This window comes from Pseudomonas sp. SM4 (assembly GCF_051913165.1).
Lineage (GTDB): Bacteria > Pseudomonadota > Gammaproteobacteria > Pseudomonadales > Pseudomonadaceae > Aquipseudomonas.
In genome coordinates this window covers 221,038-235,304 of the sequence record NZ_JBODOE010000007.1, presented here as the reverse complement: position 1 = coordinate 235,304, position 14,267 = coordinate 221,038, and the positions used below count along the sequence as shown (strand labels likewise).

General features: G+C 61.3%; 17 protein-coding genes. 14 read left to right on the top strand and 3 right to left on the bottom strand.

What is annotated here, in order from left to right:
• Window positions 1-79 precede the first annotated feature (79 nt).
• The 14 genes from cobO (at window position 80) to ACQ4MY_RS15420 (ending at window position 11,674) form a co-directional block, all read left to right on the top strand.
• Window positions 80-691, top strand: coding sequence for a cob(I)yrinic acid a,c-diamide adenosyltransferase (cobO, locus tag ACQ4MY_RS15485; protein WP_003223053.1), 612 nt, complete (start codon window positions 80-82; stop codon window positions 689-691).
• Window positions 688-2,088, top strand: a complete 1,401-nt coding sequence (locus ACQ4MY_RS15480; RefSeq protein ID WP_440095729.1) for a cobyrinate a,c-diamide synthase — start codon at window positions 688-690, stop codon at window positions 2,086-2,088. Before cobO ends, ACQ4MY_RS15480 begins: the two co-directional genes overlap by 4 nt.
• On the top strand, window positions 2,085-2,735 hold the full coding sequence (bluB, locus tag ACQ4MY_RS15475) for a 5,6-dimethylbenzimidazole synthase (RefSeq protein WP_008082922.1): 651 nt from the start codon (window positions 2,085-2,087) through the stop codon (window positions 2,733-2,735). Before ACQ4MY_RS15480 ends, bluB begins: the two co-directional genes overlap by 4 nt.
• The gene (cbiB, locus tag ACQ4MY_RS15470; protein WP_440095728.1) at window positions 2,732-3,640 is read left to right on the top strand and encodes an adenosylcobinamide-phosphate synthase CbiB; all 909 of its coding nucleotides are present in this window, start codon (window positions 2,732-2,734) and stop codon (window positions 3,638-3,640) included. The genes bluB and cbiB overlap by 4 nt, the downstream gene beginning before the upstream one ends.
• Complete coding sequence (cobD, locus tag ACQ4MY_RS15465; protein WP_440095727.1) at window positions 3,633-4,625, top strand: threonine-phosphate decarboxylase CobD; 993 nt, start codon at window positions 3,633-3,635, stop codon at window positions 4,623-4,625. Before cbiB ends, cobD begins: the two co-directional genes overlap by 8 nt.
• Window positions 4,622-6,073, top strand: coding sequence for a cobyric acid synthase (locus ACQ4MY_RS15460; RefSeq protein WP_440095726.1), 1,452 nt, complete (start codon window positions 4,622-4,624; stop codon window positions 6,071-6,073). Before cobD ends, ACQ4MY_RS15460 begins: the two co-directional genes overlap by 4 nt.
• A 122-nt stretch (window positions 6,074-6,195) precedes the next feature.
• Window positions 6,196-6,717 (top strand): bifunctional adenosylcobinamide kinase/adenosylcobinamide-phosphate guanylyltransferase, encoded by a 522-nt coding sequence (gene cobU, locus ACQ4MY_RS15455; protein ID WP_440095725.1) that lies wholly within the window; start codon window positions 6,196-6,198, stop codon window positions 6,715-6,717.
• Window positions 6,714-7,769, top strand: coding sequence for a nicotinate-nucleotide--dimethylbenzimidazole phosphoribosyltransferase (gene cobT, locus ACQ4MY_RS15450; protein ID WP_440095723.1), 1,056 nt, complete (start codon window positions 6,714-6,716; stop codon window positions 7,767-7,769). Before cobU ends, cobT begins: the two co-directional genes overlap by 4 nt.
• Window positions 7,766-8,341 (top strand): alpha-ribazole phosphatase family protein, encoded by a 576-nt coding sequence (gene cobC, locus ACQ4MY_RS15445; protein ID WP_440095722.1) that lies wholly within the window; start codon window positions 7,766-7,768, stop codon window positions 8,339-8,341. The genes cobT and cobC overlap by 4 nt, the downstream gene beginning before the upstream one ends.
• A 1-nt stretch (window position 8,342) precedes the next feature.
• Window positions 8,343-9,074 carry an adenosylcobinamide-GDP ribazoletransferase gene (locus tag ACQ4MY_RS15440; protein ID WP_440095721.1) on the top strand — a complete coding sequence of 244 codons (732 nt, stop codon included), beginning with the start codon at window positions 8,343-8,345 and terminating at the stop codon, window positions 9,072-9,074.
• Between the two features lie 199 nt (window positions 9,075-9,273).
• Window positions 9,274-9,678, top strand: a complete 405-nt coding sequence (locus ACQ4MY_RS15435) for a MarR family winged helix-turn-helix transcriptional regulator (protein WP_007950413.1) — start codon at window positions 9,274-9,276, stop codon at window positions 9,676-9,678.
• Window positions 9,679-9,731: 53 nt separating this feature from the next.
• Complete coding sequence (locus ACQ4MY_RS15430; protein WP_008077906.1) at window positions 9,732-10,940, top strand: MFS transporter; 1,209 nt, start codon at window positions 9,732-9,734, stop codon at window positions 10,938-10,940.
• On the top strand, window positions 10,937-11,059 hold the full coding sequence (locus tag ACQ4MY_RS15425; protein WP_008077905.1) for a hypothetical protein: 123 nt from the start codon (window positions 10,937-10,939) through the stop codon (window positions 11,057-11,059). The genes ACQ4MY_RS15430 and ACQ4MY_RS15425 overlap by 4 nt, the downstream gene beginning before the upstream one ends.
• 54 nt (window positions 11,060-11,113) lie before the next feature.
• Window positions 11,114-11,674 carry a glutathione peroxidase gene (locus ACQ4MY_RS15420; RefSeq protein ID WP_158830704.1) on the top strand — a complete coding sequence of 187 codons (561 nt, stop codon included), beginning with the start codon at window positions 11,114-11,116 and terminating at the stop codon, window positions 11,672-11,674.
• Between the two features lie 186 nt (window positions 11,675-11,860).
• Here ACQ4MY_RS15420 and ACQ4MY_RS15415 read toward each other — a convergent pair whose 3' ends face one another.
• The 3 genes from ACQ4MY_RS15415 to ACQ4MY_RS15405 form a co-directional block, all read right to left on the bottom strand.
• Window positions 11,861-13,132, bottom strand: a complete 1,272-nt coding sequence (locus tag ACQ4MY_RS15415) for an OmpP1/FadL family transporter (protein ID WP_008077903.1) — start codon at window positions 13,130-13,132, stop codon at window positions 11,861-11,863.
• 146 nt (window positions 13,133-13,278) lie between these two features.
• Complete coding sequence (locus ACQ4MY_RS15410) at window positions 13,279-13,761, bottom strand: hypothetical protein (RefSeq protein WP_008077902.1); 483 nt, start codon at window positions 13,759-13,761, stop codon at window positions 13,279-13,281.
• A gap of 276 nt (window positions 13,762-14,037) precedes the next feature.
• Entirely contained in the window at window positions 14,038-14,262 is a 225-nt protein-coding gene (locus tag ACQ4MY_RS15405) for a hypothetical protein (protein WP_003214941.1), read from the bottom strand.
• Window positions 14,263-14,267: the final 5 nt, after the last annotated feature.

Genomic DNA, 14,267 nt, shown 5'->3' with positions numbered 1-14,267 from the left:
ACGGTGGGCGATGCCAGGCTTTTTGCCGTCTATTCTTGTGCCTGCCCGCCGTTATCCAGCCCCAACGGAGAGCTCCCCCATGACTGATTCCCCCGAGCGCGACGAACGCCATCTGGCCCGTATGCAGCGCAAAAAAGCCGTGATCGACGAACGCATCGCCAACTCGCCCGACGAGTGCGGCCTGGTGCTAGTGCTGACCGGCAATGGCAAAGGCAAGAGCAGCTCGGCGTTCGGCATGCTCGCCCGCGCCATGGGGCACGGCATGCAGTGCGGTGTGGTGCAGTTCATCAAGGGGCGTAACAGCACCGGCGAAGAGTTGTTCTTCCGCCGCTTCCCCGAGCAAGTGCGCTTCCATGTCATGGGCGAGGGCTTCACCTGGGAAACCCAGGATCGCCAGCGCGACATCGCTGCTGCCGAAGCGGCATGGGCGGTTTCCCGTGAGCTGCTGCGCGACCCGTCGATCGGCCTGGTGGTGCTCGATGAACTGAACATCGCCCTCAAACACGGCTACCTCGATCTCGATCAGGTGCTCAGCGATCTGCAGGCACGTCCGCCGATGCAGCACGTGATCGTCACCGGTCGCGCGGCCAAGCCGGAAATGATCGAAATGGGCGACACGGTCACCGAAATGGGCATGCTCAAACACGCCTTCCAGGCCGGCATCAAAGCGCAGAAAGGCGTCGAACTTTGAATCAACCACGTCACTGCCCGGCGGTACTCATCGCCGCGCCGGCCTCCGGTCAGGGCAAGACCACCGTCACCGCCGCGCTCGCCCGTTTGCATCGCAATCAGGGGCGCAAAGTACGCGTGTTCAAATGCGGCCCGGACTTCCTTGATCCGATGATTCTCGAGCGTGCCAGCGGTGCGCCGGTGTATCAACTGGACATGTGGATGGTCGGCGAGCAGGAGAGTCGTCGGCTGTTGTGGGAAGCCGCTGCCGAGGCGGATCTGATTCTGATCGAAGGCGTGATGGGCCTGTTTGACGGTACGCCCTCGAGCGCGGATCTGGCGCGGCATTTTGGTGTGCCGGTGCTCGGGGTGATCGACGGCACGGCGATGGCGCAGACCTTTGGTGCACTGGCGCTGGGACTGGCCAAGTATCAGCCGGATCTGCCATTTGCCGGGGTTTTGGCCAACCGGGTTGGCACGTTGCGTCATGCGCAATTGCTGGAAGGCAGCCTTACCGAAGGTCTGCGTTGGTACGGCGCATTGTCCCGCGAGACTGGCATTGAATTGCCGAGTCGGCATCTGGGGCTGGTCCAGGCCAGCGAACTGAATGACCTCGATGTGCGTCTCGACGCCGCCGCCGATGCACTGGCCAGCAGCTGCGAGGTAGCGCTGCCACCGGCCGTGGAATTTGCCGCGCCGGACGTCGTCGCTGTTGAGCCGCTGCTGAAGAATGTGCGCATTGCCGTTGCACGTGATGAGGCGTTTGCCTTCACTTACGGCGCTAGCCTGGATCTGCTGCGGGCGATGGGCGCCGAGTTGAGCTTTTTCTCGCCGATCCGCGATACGCAATTGCCGGAGGCGGACAGTCTGTACCTGCCGGGCGGTTATCCGGAATTGCACCATGTTGCGTTGTCGCAGAACACCGCGATGGTTGCGGCAATCCGTGCGCACCATGCGGCGGGCAAGCCGTTGCTCGCTGAGTGTGGCGGGATGCTGTATTTGCTCGATTCGCTGACGGATGTTGAAGGCACTCGCGCTGAGCTGGTTGGGTTGCTCAAGGGCGACGCGGTGATGCAGAAGCGTCTGGCGGCGTTGGCGTTGCAGGCGGTGGATCTGCCGGAAGGTTCGTTGCGTGGGCACACTTATCATCATTCGCTGACCACCACCGAGCTGACGCCGATTGCTCGAGGGCTGAGCCCGAATGGTGGGCGCGGCGCCGAGGCGGTTTATCGCGATGGGCGGATGACGGCTTCTTATGTGCACTTCTATTTTCCGTCGAATCCTGCGGCTGTCGCTGCACTGTTTGCGCTTGGCCTCCAGGCCGCCATCGCTGGCAAGCCAGCTCCCACAGTGGACGGTGAGCTTCCTGAAGAAATGCAATCCCTTGTGGGAGCTGGCTTGCCAGCGATGGGGCCATGACCGACAACGCATTCTCCGAAGCCGAGCGCCAGGCGGTCTATAAAGCCATCGCCGAACGCCGCGACATGCGCCACTTCATCGGTGGGGCGGTTGAGCCCGAGTTGCTGCGCCGACTTCTGGAGGCCGCGCATCAGGCCCCAAGCGTCGGCCTGATGCAGCCCTGGCGCTTCATTCGCATCAGCGACCGAACGTTACGCGGCCAGATCCAGAATCTCGTCGAAGAAGAGCGCATCCGCACCGCTGAAGCCCTCGGCGAGCGCAGTGACGAGTTCATGAAACTCAAGGTCGAAGGCATCAACGACTGCGCTGAGGTGCTGGTCGCCGCGCTGATGGATGATCGCGACAAGCACATTTTCGGGCGCCGCACGCTGCCGGAAATGGACATGGCCTCGTTGTCCTGCGCGATTCAAAACCTCTGGCTGGCCTCGCGCGCAGAAGGCTTGGGCATGGGCTGGGTCTCGCTGTTCGAGCCACAGGCACTCGCCGATCTGCTGAAATTGCCGGCAGGCGCCAAACCTCTGGCTGTTTTGTGTCTGGGCCCGGTCAAGGAATTCTATCCGGCGCCGATGCTGGTACTCGAAGGGTGGGCGCAGGCGCGGCCGCTCAATGAGTTGCTGTATGAAAATTATTGGGGAGTGAGTCAATGAGTGTGGCGTTGTTGAGTGTCGCCGCAGTGGCGCTGGATGCGCTGCTCGGTGAACCGAAACGCTGGCATCCGCTGGTGGCGTTCGGCAATTTTGCCGGGCGCATCGAGCAACGTTTCAACGGCGGTGGTCGTGGCTGGCGCAGCCATGGCGTCACCGCGTGGGTGATCGCGGTGCTGCCGCTGACGTTGCTTGCCACGGCCTTATCATGGGCGCCGTACGTGGGTTGGGTGGTCGAAATTCTCGCGTTGTATTGCGCCCTCGGCATGCGCAGCCTCGGCGAGCATGTCGCCCCGGTGGCCGCAGCGTTGCGCACGGATGATCTGGACGAAGCGCGCAAGCGAGTCGGCTATCTGGTCAGTCGCCAGACCGATGAACTCGACAGCACCGCCGTGGCCCGCGCCGCCACCGAATCAGTGCTGGAAAACGGCAGTGATGCGGTGTTTGCCGCGCTGTTCTGGTTTGTTGTCGCCGGTGCGCCGGGCGTGGTGCTCTATCGCTTGAGCAACACGCTCGATGCGATGTGGGGTTATCGCAACGAGCGCTTTGAGCGTTTCGGCTGGGCCGCAGCGAAAATCGACGACGTGCTCAACTACATTCCTGCGCGTCTGGTGGCGTTGACCTACGCGCTATTGGGCAAAACCCGACTCGCCTTGAAATGCTGGCGTACGCAGGCGCCAAAATGGGACAGCCCCAACGCCGGCCCGGTGATGGCGTCTGGCGCAGGAGCGCTGGGTGTTGAATTGGGTGGCCCGGCGATTTACCACGGCGAACTGCATGAGCGTCCGCAACTTGGCGAAGGCGCTCCGGCCGATGCCGATTCCATCGACCGTGGCTGGCAATTGGTCCAGCGCGGGGTATGGTTATGGCTGCTGATTCTCTGCGTGGGGGCTGAATTCTATGCTTGAGCACGGTGGCCGACTGCGTAAGGCGGCGCACGATTACGGCATCGCCGAGGCGGACTGGCTCGACTTGTCCAGCGGTCTCGCGCCGTGGCCATTTCCGATCCCGGAAATCCCGCTGCGTGCCTGGGCGCGCTTGCCGGAAACCGATGACGGTCTGGAGCAGGCCGCGTGTGATTACTATGGCGCAACGCAAGTGCTGCCGGTCGCCGGCTCGCAGATGGCCATCCAGTTGCTGCCGCGTTTGCGTCGCGCCGGCAAGGTCGGCGTGTTGTCGCCGTGCTATGCCGAGCATGCCGAAGCGTGGCGGCGCAGTGGCTATATCGTGCGTGAAGTGCTGGAACAGGAAGTCGAGTTTTTCCTCGACAGCCTCGACGTGCTGGTGGTGGTCAATCCGAACAACCCGACCGGCCTGAGCCTGACCCCGGCGCGGCTGCTCGACTGGCATGCGCGACTGGCGCAGCGCGGCGGTTGGCTGGTGGTCGATGAAGCGTTCATGGACAACACGCCGCACCTGAGCCTGGCGGCGCATGCGCATCAGGTCGGGCTGATCGTGCTGCGATCGTTCGGCAAGTTTTTTGGCTTGGCCGGGGTGCGGCTGGGCTTTGTACTGGCCGAGCGCAAGTTACTCAAGTTGCTCGCCGAGCAGGTCGGGCCGTGGGCGGTCAGCGGGCCGACGCGGGTGCTCGGTCAGGCGTGCCTGCAAGACACTGAAAACCACACACGCCAGCGGATTCGCAGCGGTGAAGCCAGCGAGCGCCTGGCGACGCTGCTTGAGCGCTACGGCTTCAAACCGCAAGGTGGATGCGCGTTGTTTCAGTGGTTGATCACTGATCAAGCGCAATCGCTGTACGAATTCATGGCCCGACGCGGCATCCTCCTGCGCATCTTCACCCATAACAGCAGCCTGCGTTTCGGCCTGCCTGCTGATGCGGCCGAGGAAGCGCGACTCGAACAGGCGTTAATCGCCTTCGCCAAGGACAATCCATGACCACCTTGATGGTGCAGGGCACCACTTCCGACGCCGGTAAAAGCACGCTGGTGACCGCGCTGTGCCGCTGGGCAACCCGTCAGGGCGTCGCGGTGGTGCCGTTCAAGCCGCAGAACATGGCGCTCAACAGCGCGGTGACGGCAGACGGCGGCGAGATCGGTCGTGCGCAAGCGGTGCAGGCGCAAGCGGCGTTCCTCGAACCGCACACCGACATGAATCCGGTGCTGCTCAAGCCGAACAGCGACACCGGCGCCCAAGTGATCATTCACGGTCGCGCGGTGACGTCGATGAATGCCGTGGCCTATCACGACTACAAAGCCATCGCGATGAAAGCTGTTCTGGTTTCTCACGAGCGGCTCAGTGCTGCGTATCCACTGGTGATGGTCGAGGGCGCAGGCTCGCCGGCCGAGATCAATCTGCGCGCTGGCGACATCGCCAACATGGGCTTTGCCGAAGCGGTGGATTGCCCGGTGCTGCTGATTGCCGACATCAATCGCGGCGGAGTTTTCGCCCATCTGGTCGGCACGCTGGAGCTGCTCTCGCCGAGTGAGCAGGCGCGAGTCAAAGGCTTCATCATCAACCGTTTTCGCGGCGACATCGCCTTGCTGCAACCGGGCCTCGACTGGCTGGAACAGCGCACCGGTAAGCCGGTGGTGGGCGTGCTGCCGTATGTGATGGATCTGCATTTGGAAGCCGAGGACGGCATCGATCAGCGCCAGACCGACAAAGCCGAACAAGTGCTGAAAGTGGTGGTGCCGGTGCTGCCGCGCATCAGCAACCACACCGATTTCGATCCGCTGCGTCTGCATCCGCAGGTCGACCTGCAATTTGTCGGGCCGGGGCAGGCGATTCCGGCTGCCGATCTGATCATTCTGCCGGGCTCGAAAAGCGTGCGCAGCGATCTCGCCTATTTGCGCGCCAATGGTTGGGACACAGCGATCAATCGGCATTTGCGCTACGGCGGCAAAGTGCTGGGGATTTGTGGTGGTCTGCAGATGCTTGGTGAGCAGGTGCATGATCCGCTCGGTCTTGAAGGCGCGCCCGGTTCGAGTGCCGGTTTGGCTTTGCTGGCGTTTGCAACGACGCTTGAGGCCGACAAGCAATTGCGCAATGTGCGTGGGCGTTTGGCGCTTGAAAATGCCGAGGTCAGTGGTTACGAAATTCATGCTGGCGTGACGACCGGGGCGGCGCTGGAGAATGCGGCGGTGCATCTGGATGATGGTCGTTGCGACGGTGCACAGAGTGTTGATGGGCAGGTATTCGGCACGTACCTGCATGGCTTGTTCGAGTCACCGGCGGCGAGTGCGGCGTTGCTGCGTTGGGCCGGGTTGAACGATGTGCAGGAAGTGGATTACCACGGGTTGCGCGAGCGCGATATCGAGCGTTTGGCGGATCTGGTGGAAAAGCATCTGGATACCGATCTGTTGCGTCAGCTCTGTGGGATTTGAGGTGGGTTCAATGGCCTCATCGCGAGCAGGCTCACTCCTACAGTTGACCGTGTTCCCTTGTAGGAGTGAGCCTGCTCGCGATAGCGCCAGTCGTCTCAACCCATAATTTTCAGGATGTCCCCATGCTCCAACTGATCCTCGGCGGCGCCCGCTCCGGCAAAAGCCGCCTGGCAGAAAAACTCGCCAGCGACAGCAATCTTGCCGTTACTTACATCGCCACCAGCCAACCGCTCGATGGCGAGATGAGCGAGCGCGTCGCCCATCATCGCGCCCGTCGCCCAGCCGAGTGGGCACTGATCGAAGAACCCCTCGAACTGGCTCGCGTCCTGCGTCAATCGGCCGGCGCCGAGCGTTGCCTGCTGGTCGATTGCCTGACGCTGTGGCTGACCAACCTGCTGATGCTCGACGACGCCGAACGCCTCATCGCCGAGCGCGAAGCCCTGCTCGACTGCCTGGCTTCGTTGCCGGGGGAAATCATTTTTGTCAGCAACGAGACCGGAATGGGTGTCGTGCCGCTGGGCGAATTGACTCGCCGCTACGTCGATGAAGCCGGTTGGCTGCATCAAGCTCTGGCTGAGCGCTGTCAGCGTGTCGTGCTGACCGTCGCCGGCCTGCCCCTGACTCTGAAAGGATCTGCGTTATGACTCAAACCTGGTGGTTGAACCCGTGCCAGTCGCTGAATGGCGACGTGCTTGCACAAGCGGCAGCGCGCCAGCAGCAACTGACCAAACCGGCCGGTTCGCTCGGTCGCCTGGAATCGGTGGCGGTGCAACTGGCCGGTCTGCAAGGGCAGGTCAAGCCGACGCTGGAACAGGTCTGGATCGCGATTTTTGCCGGTGATCACGGCGTGGTCGCTGAAGGCGTTTCGGCGTTCCCGCAGGAAGTTACCGGGCAGATGCTGCTCAACTTCGTCAGCGGTGGCGCGGCGATCAGCGTGCTCGCGCGGCAACTTGGCGCGCAACTGGAAGTGGTCGATCTGGGCACCGTGACGCCGACGCTGAACCTGCCAGGCGTACGTCACTTGAACATCGGTCCCGGCACTGCGAATTTCGTCGACGGCGCGGCGATGACCCAAGCCCAGGGCGAACTGGCGTTGCAGGCCGGTCGTGACAGCGTGTTGCGCGCCAGAGCGGCGGGTGCGCAGTTGTTCATCGGCGGCGAAATGGGCATTGGCAACACCACCGCAGCCAGTGCGCTGGCGTGCGCGCTACTCGATTGCCCGGTGACACACCTGACCGGCCCGGGCACAGGTTTGAACGCTGAAGGCGTCAGCCACAAAGCGCAAGTGATCGAGCGCGCACTGGCGTTGCACGCGGCGCAGCGCGGTGATGCGTTGCAGACGCTATTCAACCTCGGTGGTTTCGAAATTGCCGCGCTGGTCGGTGCTTATCTGGCCTGTGCGCAGGAAGGCGTGGTGGTGCTGGTCGACGGCTTCATCTGCACGGTCGCGGCGCTGGTCGCGGTGCGTTTGAATCCGGCGTGCCGCGAGTGGCTGTTGTTCGGTCATCGTGGCGCCGAGCCGGGGCATCGGCATGTGCTCGAAGCGCTCGGCGCCGAGCCGTTGCTGGAACTTGGTCTGCGTCTGGGCGAGGGCAGTGGGGCGGCGTTGGCGGTGCCGCTGTTGCGTCTGGCCTGCGATCTGCACGGGCAGATGGCGACCTTCGCCGAAGCGGCAGTGGCGGATCGCCCGGCATGACATTGAATCTAGACCTGCTGCGCCACGGTGAGACTGAATTGGGCGGTGGTTTGCGCGGCAGTCTCGACGACGCGCTCACCGAGAAGGGCTGGGCGCAGATGCGTGCAGCGGTGGCTGAGAGCGGGCCGTGGGATCGACTGGTCAGCTCGCCGTTGCAGCGTTGTGCGCGGTTTGCCGCTGAACTCGGTGAGCAATTGAATCTGCCGGTGCAGTTGGACAAGGATCTGCAGGAACTGCATTTCGGTGCCTGGGAAGGGCAGAGCGCGGCAGCGTTGATGGAGACTGACGCTGAGGCGTTGGGACTGTTTTGGGCTGATCCTTACGGTTTTACACCGCCGCAAGGTGAGCCGGTCAGTGATTTTTCTGCACGGGTGTTGGCGGCGGTATCGCGGCTGCACGCGGCGTATGCCGGGGAGCGGGTTTTGCTGATCAGCCATGGCGGCGTCATGCGTTTGTTACTGGCGCAGGCGCGAGGCTTGCCGCGCGAACAACTGCTCAATGTTGAAGTCGGACATGGCGCAATGTTTGTGCTGACGGTCGAGGCTGACGGATCACTCAAGGAAGGTCGCTGACATGTTGCCGCTGTGGATCGCCCTGCAATTTCTCAGCAGCCTGCCGATTCGGTTGCCGGGGATGCCCGAGCCGCAGCAGCTTGGCCGTTCGCTGTTGTTTTATCCGCTGGTGGGCTTGCTGTTTGGCGTGATCCTCTGGGCATTGAATCTGGCGTTGGCCGGCGCGCCGCTGTTGCTGCATGCAGCGCTGTTGCTGACGGTGTGGGTGTTGCTCAGCGGCGCGTTGCACCTCGATGGCCTGGCCGACAGCGCCGATGCCTGGCTCGGTGGCTTTGGTGATCGCGAGCGCACGCTGACGATCATGAAAGATCCGCGCAGCGGGCCGATTGCGGTGGTGACGCTGGTGCTGGTGTTGCTGCTCAAGTTTGCTGCGCTGTTGGCGTTGATCGAGCAGGGGCATGGGATCGTTTTGATCATTGTGCCGGTGCTTGGGCGGGCGGCGTTGCTCGGGTTGTTTCTGACCACGCCGTATGTGCGGGCGGGTGGGTTGGGGCAGGCGTTGGCGGATCATTTGCCGCGTCGGGCCGGGTGGTGGGTGCTCGGGGTGAGTGCGCTGGTGTGTTGGTTGATCACCGGGTTTAGCGCGGTTGTTGCGTTGGTCATTTCGATCGCCGTTTTTATCTGGTTGCGGCGAGTGATGATGCGACGGCTGGGCGGGACGACGGGCGATACGGCGGGGGCGTTGCTGGAATTGCTGGAGATGGTGGTGTTGGTTGGTGTGGTTTTGGTCTGAGGGATAATGGGCAAAGTGCTGGCCCCATCGCTGGCAAGCCAGCTCCCACAGGTTTCAAGGTTGGCTGCAAATTTTGCGTGCGCCCCAAAATCTGTGGGAGCTGGCTTGCCAGCGATAGAGGTATGTCATGCACAGCAAAAGCTCAGGGTAAACTCATCTGTAACTTGATTTAACACAGTCGCGGGTATATACACGCATCATGCTTCCTTCTCAGTGTTTGTGCACCAACCTGCGTCGCGCCGCTCGTGGCGTCAGCAGGCATTACGACGGCGCTCTCGATGGCTTCGGGATCAACGTTGCGCAGTATTCTTTGCTGTGCAACCTGCAACGTCTCGATCAACCGAGCATCTCGGAACTGGCTGAAGCCATGGGCCTGGATCGCAGCACCCTCGGGCGCAATCTGCGCGTTCTCGAAGGTGAAGGATTGGTGGCGCTGGCGGAGGGCGAGGACATGCGTAACCGCATCGTCCGTCTCACCGAAACCGGTGCGCAACGCCTGGCGGCAGCGTTGCCGGCGTGGGAGGCGGCGCAGCAACGGTTGATTGATCGCTTGGGCGCCGAGAAGCGTGAAACCTTGCTCAGATTGCTGGATGAACTGGCCTGAGGCCGGTTTTTTCCAAACTCAAGCGGGTATATACCCGCAAGCGGAGAACAATAATGACATCGATGTGGCGTACGTGCGGTTGGGTGTTGGTCGGTAGTGCGCTGATTCTCGCGTTGTCATTGGGCGTGCGTCACGGCTTCGGCCTGTTTCTGTCGCCGATGAGCGCGCAGTTCGGCTGGGGGCGCGAGGTGTTTGCCTTTGCCATCGCTTTGCAGAACCTGATCTGGGGCCTGGCGCAGCCATTTACCGGCGCGCTGGCTGACCGTTTCGGCGCGGCGAAAGTGGTGCTCGTCGGTGGCGTGCTCTACGCGGCGGGTCTGGTGTGCATGGGTTTGTCGGATTCGGCGGTGACGCTGTCCTTGAGCGCCGGCCTGCTGATCGGCATCGGTCTTTCCGGCACCTCGTTCTCGGTCATCCTCGGCGTTGTCGGGCGTGCCGTACCACCAGAGAAACGCAGCATGGGCATGGGCATTGCCAGTGCCGCTGGCTCTTTCGGCCAGTTCGCCATGTTGCCGGGCACGCTGGGCCTGATCGGCTGGCTCGGCTGGTCGGCGGCGTTGTTGGTCTTGGGCTTGCTGGTGGCGCTGATCGTGCCGCTGGTGAGCATGCTCAAGGACAAACCGTTGCCGCTGCTGGGTCATGAGCAAACGCTCTCCGAAGCGTTGCGCGAAGCCTGCTCGCATTCGGGATTCTGGCTGCTGGCGTTCGGCTTTTTCGTCTGCGGTTTTCAGGTGGTGTTTATCGGCGTGCACCTGCCGGCGTATCTGGTCGATCAGCATCTGCCGGCCAGTGTTGGCACTACGGTGCTGGCGTTGATCGGGCTGTTCAACATTTTCGGCACTTACACCGCCGGCTGGCTGGGTGGGCGCATGTCGAAACCGCGCTTGCTCACCGCGCTTTACCTGTTGCGCGCGGTGGTGATCGTGCTGTTTCTGTGGCTGCCGGTGACGACCACGTCGGCCTACCTGTTCGGCATGGCCATGGGGTTCCTGTGGCTGTCGACGGTGCCTTTGACCAACGGTACGGTGGCGACCTTGTTCGGTGTGCGCAATTTGTCCATGCTCGGTGGCATCGTATTCCTGTTCCATCAGCTCGGCTCGTTCCTCGGCGGCTGGCTGGGCGGGGTGGTGTATGACCGAACCGGGAGTTATGACTTGATCTGGCAAGTGGCGATTCTCTTGAGCCTGCTGGCGGCTGCGCTGAACTGGCCGGTGCGCGAGCGTCCGGTTGCACGCCTGCAAGCTGCTGCGGGCGCCGCATGAGTCGATTCTGGCCGCGTATCGTCATCACCGCACTCGGCGCCGCATTGCTGGCGCTGGTGTGGTGGGGCTGGCATCAGGGTGGCCTGGCATTGATGCAACTGGGCATGAGCATTTGCTAGAACGTGGCGCGGCGAGTAACGTCGAAGTTTGCCGACTGCTCAAGGATGCTCGAGATGCTGATGCGCTGGTGTGCTGTTCCCGCATTGCTGGTGGCGTTGACTGGCCTGGCCCACGCTGCGGATTGCCCGGAAGTGTTGCAAGGTTCGCTGCCGAAGTTGCGCGCCAAGGAATCCATCGATCTGTGCAAGCAATACGCCGACAAACCGTTGGTGGTGGTCAACACCGCGAGCTTCTGCGGTTTTGCGCCACAGTTCGAAGGCCTTGAGGCGCTGCATAAGCGCTACGAAGGGCAGGGGCTGGAAATGCTCGGTGTGCCTTCCAATGACTTCAAGCAAGAGTCCAAGGACAGCGCCGAGACCGCCAAGGTCTGCTACGCCAACTATGGCGTGACGTTCGCCATGACCGAACCGCAGAAAGTCCGTGGTGACGATGCCACCCATATGTTTCAGGTACTCGCTGCGCAAAGCAGTGCGCCGAAGTGGAATTTCTATAAATACGTGATTGATCGCCAAGGCAAGGTCATTGCCAATTTCTCCAGCCTGACCAAGCCCGATGATCCGGAGTTTATTGCCGCGATCGAAAAGGCCATCGCCTCGAAACCTCTCAACCCCTGACACAATCCCTGTAGGAGCTGCGGCACGCTGCGATCTTTTGATCTTGAAAAGCAAGATCAGAAGATCGCAGCCTCGTTGCACTCGACAGCTCCTACAGGTTGTAAGTCGCGGGCATGAAAAAGCCCCGCTTTCTGCAAAGAGAGCGGGGCTTTTTGGTGGGCGAGGGGTTAGCCTCGCCACGCAGCGTCAGAAGCGGTAAGTCGCGCCGACACCGAAACCGTTTGCCGAGTTTTCATACTTGGCGTTGTAGGTCTGGCCGCGATCGTTCTGATTGCGGATGTTGACCGACTCTTCTTTCAGGTACGAGTAGGCAACGTCGATGGTCAGGTCTTCGGTCGGGCTCCAGCCAGCACCGATGCTGAAGATCGTCCGGTCGCCGGTTGGAATACGTGGCGAGCGGTCGACGTTGTTGGTCGGCGACTGGTCGAAGGTCAGACCGGTACGCAGTACCCATTCCTTGTTCAGCTGGTACGAAGTACCCACGGCGTAAGCCCAGGAGTCGTGCCAGTTCTGGTCTTCGGTGATCTCGCCGAATTGACCGGCCAGCAGCGGCTGAACGCCCGAGTTCTCGACGGTGATTTTCTTCAGCTGGCTCCAACGGGTGAAGGTGGAACCGGCGTAGACGTTCCACTGATCGTTGATCGCCTGGGTCACCGAGAAGTCCACGGATTCAGGCGTGGTGATTTTCAGCGAAGCGTCGTACTTCTGGTTGGCGCCCAGACCGATTGCGCCCAGCACACCGTAGTTGACCTTGGTGTTGCCTTCGAGCTTGTAGTCGACTTTCGAGTGGTAAGTCAGACCCAGGCGAGTGGTGTCAGTGGCTTGCACCAGCACACCGATGTTGTAGCCCAGTGCAGTGTCGTCACCCTTGATCTTGACCTTGCCGTCCGGTGCTGCCTGGGTAATCGACAGGTTCGATTCCAGGGTGCCGTCGATGCGGTTGATGGTCGGGCCGAAACCGATCGACACGACGTCGTTGAACTTGTAGCTCACGGTTGGCTGGAAGGTGATGACTTGTACTTCGGACTTGCTGCCGAAGTAACGGCCGGCAAAGCCGTTTTCGTAATCGGTGATCAGGCCGAACGGTACGTACACGCCCAGGCCGAATGCCCAATGATCATCGATCGGCTTGACGTAGAAGCCCATAGGTACGGAGGTGAAGGGCACCATGTCGCCTTTGTTGCTGCCGCCGTTAGGGCTGGAGCTGGCGTCGCTGATATCGGTTTTTGCGTCGAGGAATGCAACACCGCCAGTGACTTGTTCACGCGTGATGCGCGACATGCCGGCAGGGTTGCCATAAACAGTGCTTGCGTCGTCGGCAGAAGAAGATCGCCCAGCGTAACCAGTGCCCATCCCGCTGATACTGTGTTCGTTGATGGCAAAGCCAGCTGCGAAGATCTGGGTGGATGCCATGGTAACGGCGAGGCTAAGGGTGGTTTTGAGCATTACTTTTTTCATTATTAGAACTCCTGGTGATCACCGGGGCGAAAATTACCAAGATTTTCGTCCCAGCGCTATAGTCCGTAAGCCTTGAGTTAGAGCGGTTTTGTAGGACAATCAGACCAGATTCGCGACCTGTTGGCAGATCTTGTGAAACCGACGGGTCAGCAAGCGACCTGATTCAGCGGTGAAACACAGGTTTGCCAGGCGCAAGTGAAGTCACGCAGACGACCTTGGGGTTGGAAGGTCTGACGCCAGATACGCGCCATCCCGAGCAAATCATCCGGGTCGGGGAGGGTGGGGTTTTGTTCTTCTACCAGCAGCCAGGCGATGGCGGTGGCGTAACGCAGGTTGACGGTCAGTTCCAGGTGCGGGCCGCTCAAAAACGCATGTTGGCTGGCGAGGCCGCGCACCAGGCTGGCACGCTCGGGATCGAGGGCCAGATAGTCATCCCAGAGTGCCTGATGGCGATGCTCGGCAATGCGGTAGAGGCCGTGGCCACGGCGGTCATGCAGGGCAGACCCGAGGGCGGATTGGCTGGCGGCGATACCCAGCAGCAGGGATTCGGCGGTTGCACAGTGACGTCCCAGATAAATCAACGTAGGACGGATCACGTAGCGACACAGTTCGCTGGCAGCGATACCCATAAAATCCTCGGATCTTGTTGTTGGGCGGCGATGCCTGAAGGGGGCCTTGGCAGCGGTGGATCGACTCAGGCTCGCCGAAAGCGGATCAAGCCGCTTGAGTTGAAGTGTAGTGTCATATTCACAACGTAAAGGCCTGTTTTTAAAATATTTCCGGCTTCGAGTTATAACCGTTATATCAGAAGGTGCTTAAGCGCTAACGGGCCAAAAGTGAAACATCAGGCAATAAAAAGCCCCGCAATTTAAGCGGGGCTTTTGCTTTTGCAGCCTTTTCGGCTTTCAGGCAACCAGTGCCTGACGGGTACGATCGATCACGGCCTGCAGCGGTTCTGCGCTGGAGTATTGATCGGGGTACAGACGCTCGCTGTGGCGGGCGATACCGTGTTCATTGACCAAAGTGAAGCTGAAGCAGCCTTTGCGAGCGGCCATGATCAGGCAGTTCATTGGAGCAAAAGCGTTGGTTAGGGTGCGAATGGCATCCTGAGTATGGATTTGAGTAGACATAGTTA

What these genes read in the sequence shown, in the direction of transcription:
- cobO (WP_003223053.1), top strand. Translation starts at nt 80, where the DNA reads ATGACTGATTCCCCCGAGCGCGACGAACGCCATCTGGCCCGTATGCAG.
- bluB (WP_008082922.1), top strand. Translation starts at nt 2,085, where the DNA reads ATGACCGACAACGCATTCTCCGAAGCCGAGCGCCAGGCGGTCTATAAA.
- cbiB (WP_440095728.1), top strand. Translation starts at nt 2,732, where the DNA reads ATGAGTGTGGCGTTGTTGAGTGTCGCCGCAGTGGCGCTGGATGCGCTG.
- cobD (WP_440095727.1), top strand. Translation starts at nt 3,633, where the DNA reads ATGCTTGAGCACGGTGGCCGACTGCGTAAGGCGGCGCACGATTACGGC.
- ACQ4MY_RS15460 (WP_440095726.1), top strand. Translation starts at nt 4,622, where the DNA reads ATGACCACCTTGATGGTGCAGGGCACCACTTCCGACGCCGGTAAAAGC.
- cobU (WP_440095725.1), top strand. Translation starts at nt 6,196, where the DNA reads ATGCTCCAACTGATCCTCGGCGGCGCCCGCTCCGGCAAAAGCCGCCTG.
- cobT (WP_440095723.1), top strand. Translation starts at nt 6,714, where the DNA reads ATGACTCAAACCTGGTGGTTGAACCCGTGCCAGTCGCTGAATGGCGAC.
- cobC (WP_440095722.1), top strand. Translation starts at nt 7,766, where the DNA reads ATGACATTGAATCTAGACCTGCTGCGCCACGGTGAGACTGAATTGGGC.
- ACQ4MY_RS15440 (WP_440095721.1), top strand. Translation starts at nt 8,343, where the DNA reads ATGTTGCCGCTGTGGATCGCCCTGCAATTTCTCAGCAGCCTGCCGATT.
- ACQ4MY_RS15435 (WP_007950413.1), top strand. Translation starts at nt 9,274, where the DNA reads ATGCTTCCTTCTCAGTGTTTGTGCACCAACCTGCGTCGCGCCGCTCGT.
- ACQ4MY_RS15430 (WP_008077906.1), top strand. Translation starts at nt 9,732, where the DNA reads ATGACATCGATGTGGCGTACGTGCGGTTGGGTGTTGGTCGGTAGTGCG.
- ACQ4MY_RS15425 (WP_008077905.1), top strand. Translation starts at nt 10,937, where the DNA reads ATGAGTCGATTCTGGCCGCGTATCGTCATCACCGCACTCGGCGCCGCA.
- ACQ4MY_RS15420 (WP_158830704.1), top strand. Translation starts at nt 11,114, where the DNA reads ATGCTGATGCGCTGGTGTGCTGTTCCCGCATTGCTGGTGGCGTTGACT.
- ACQ4MY_RS15415 (WP_008077903.1), bottom strand. Translation starts at nt 13,132, where the DNA reads ATGAAAAAAGTAATGCTCAAAACCACCCTTAGCCTCGCCGTTACCATG.
- ACQ4MY_RS15410 (WP_008077902.1), bottom strand. Translation starts at nt 13,761, where the DNA reads ATGGGTATCGCTGCCAGCGAACTGTGTCGCTACGTGATCCGTCCTACG.
- ACQ4MY_RS15405 (WP_003214941.1), bottom strand. Translation starts at nt 14,262, where the DNA reads ATGTCTACTCAAATCCATACTCAGGATGCCATTCGCACCCTAACCAAC.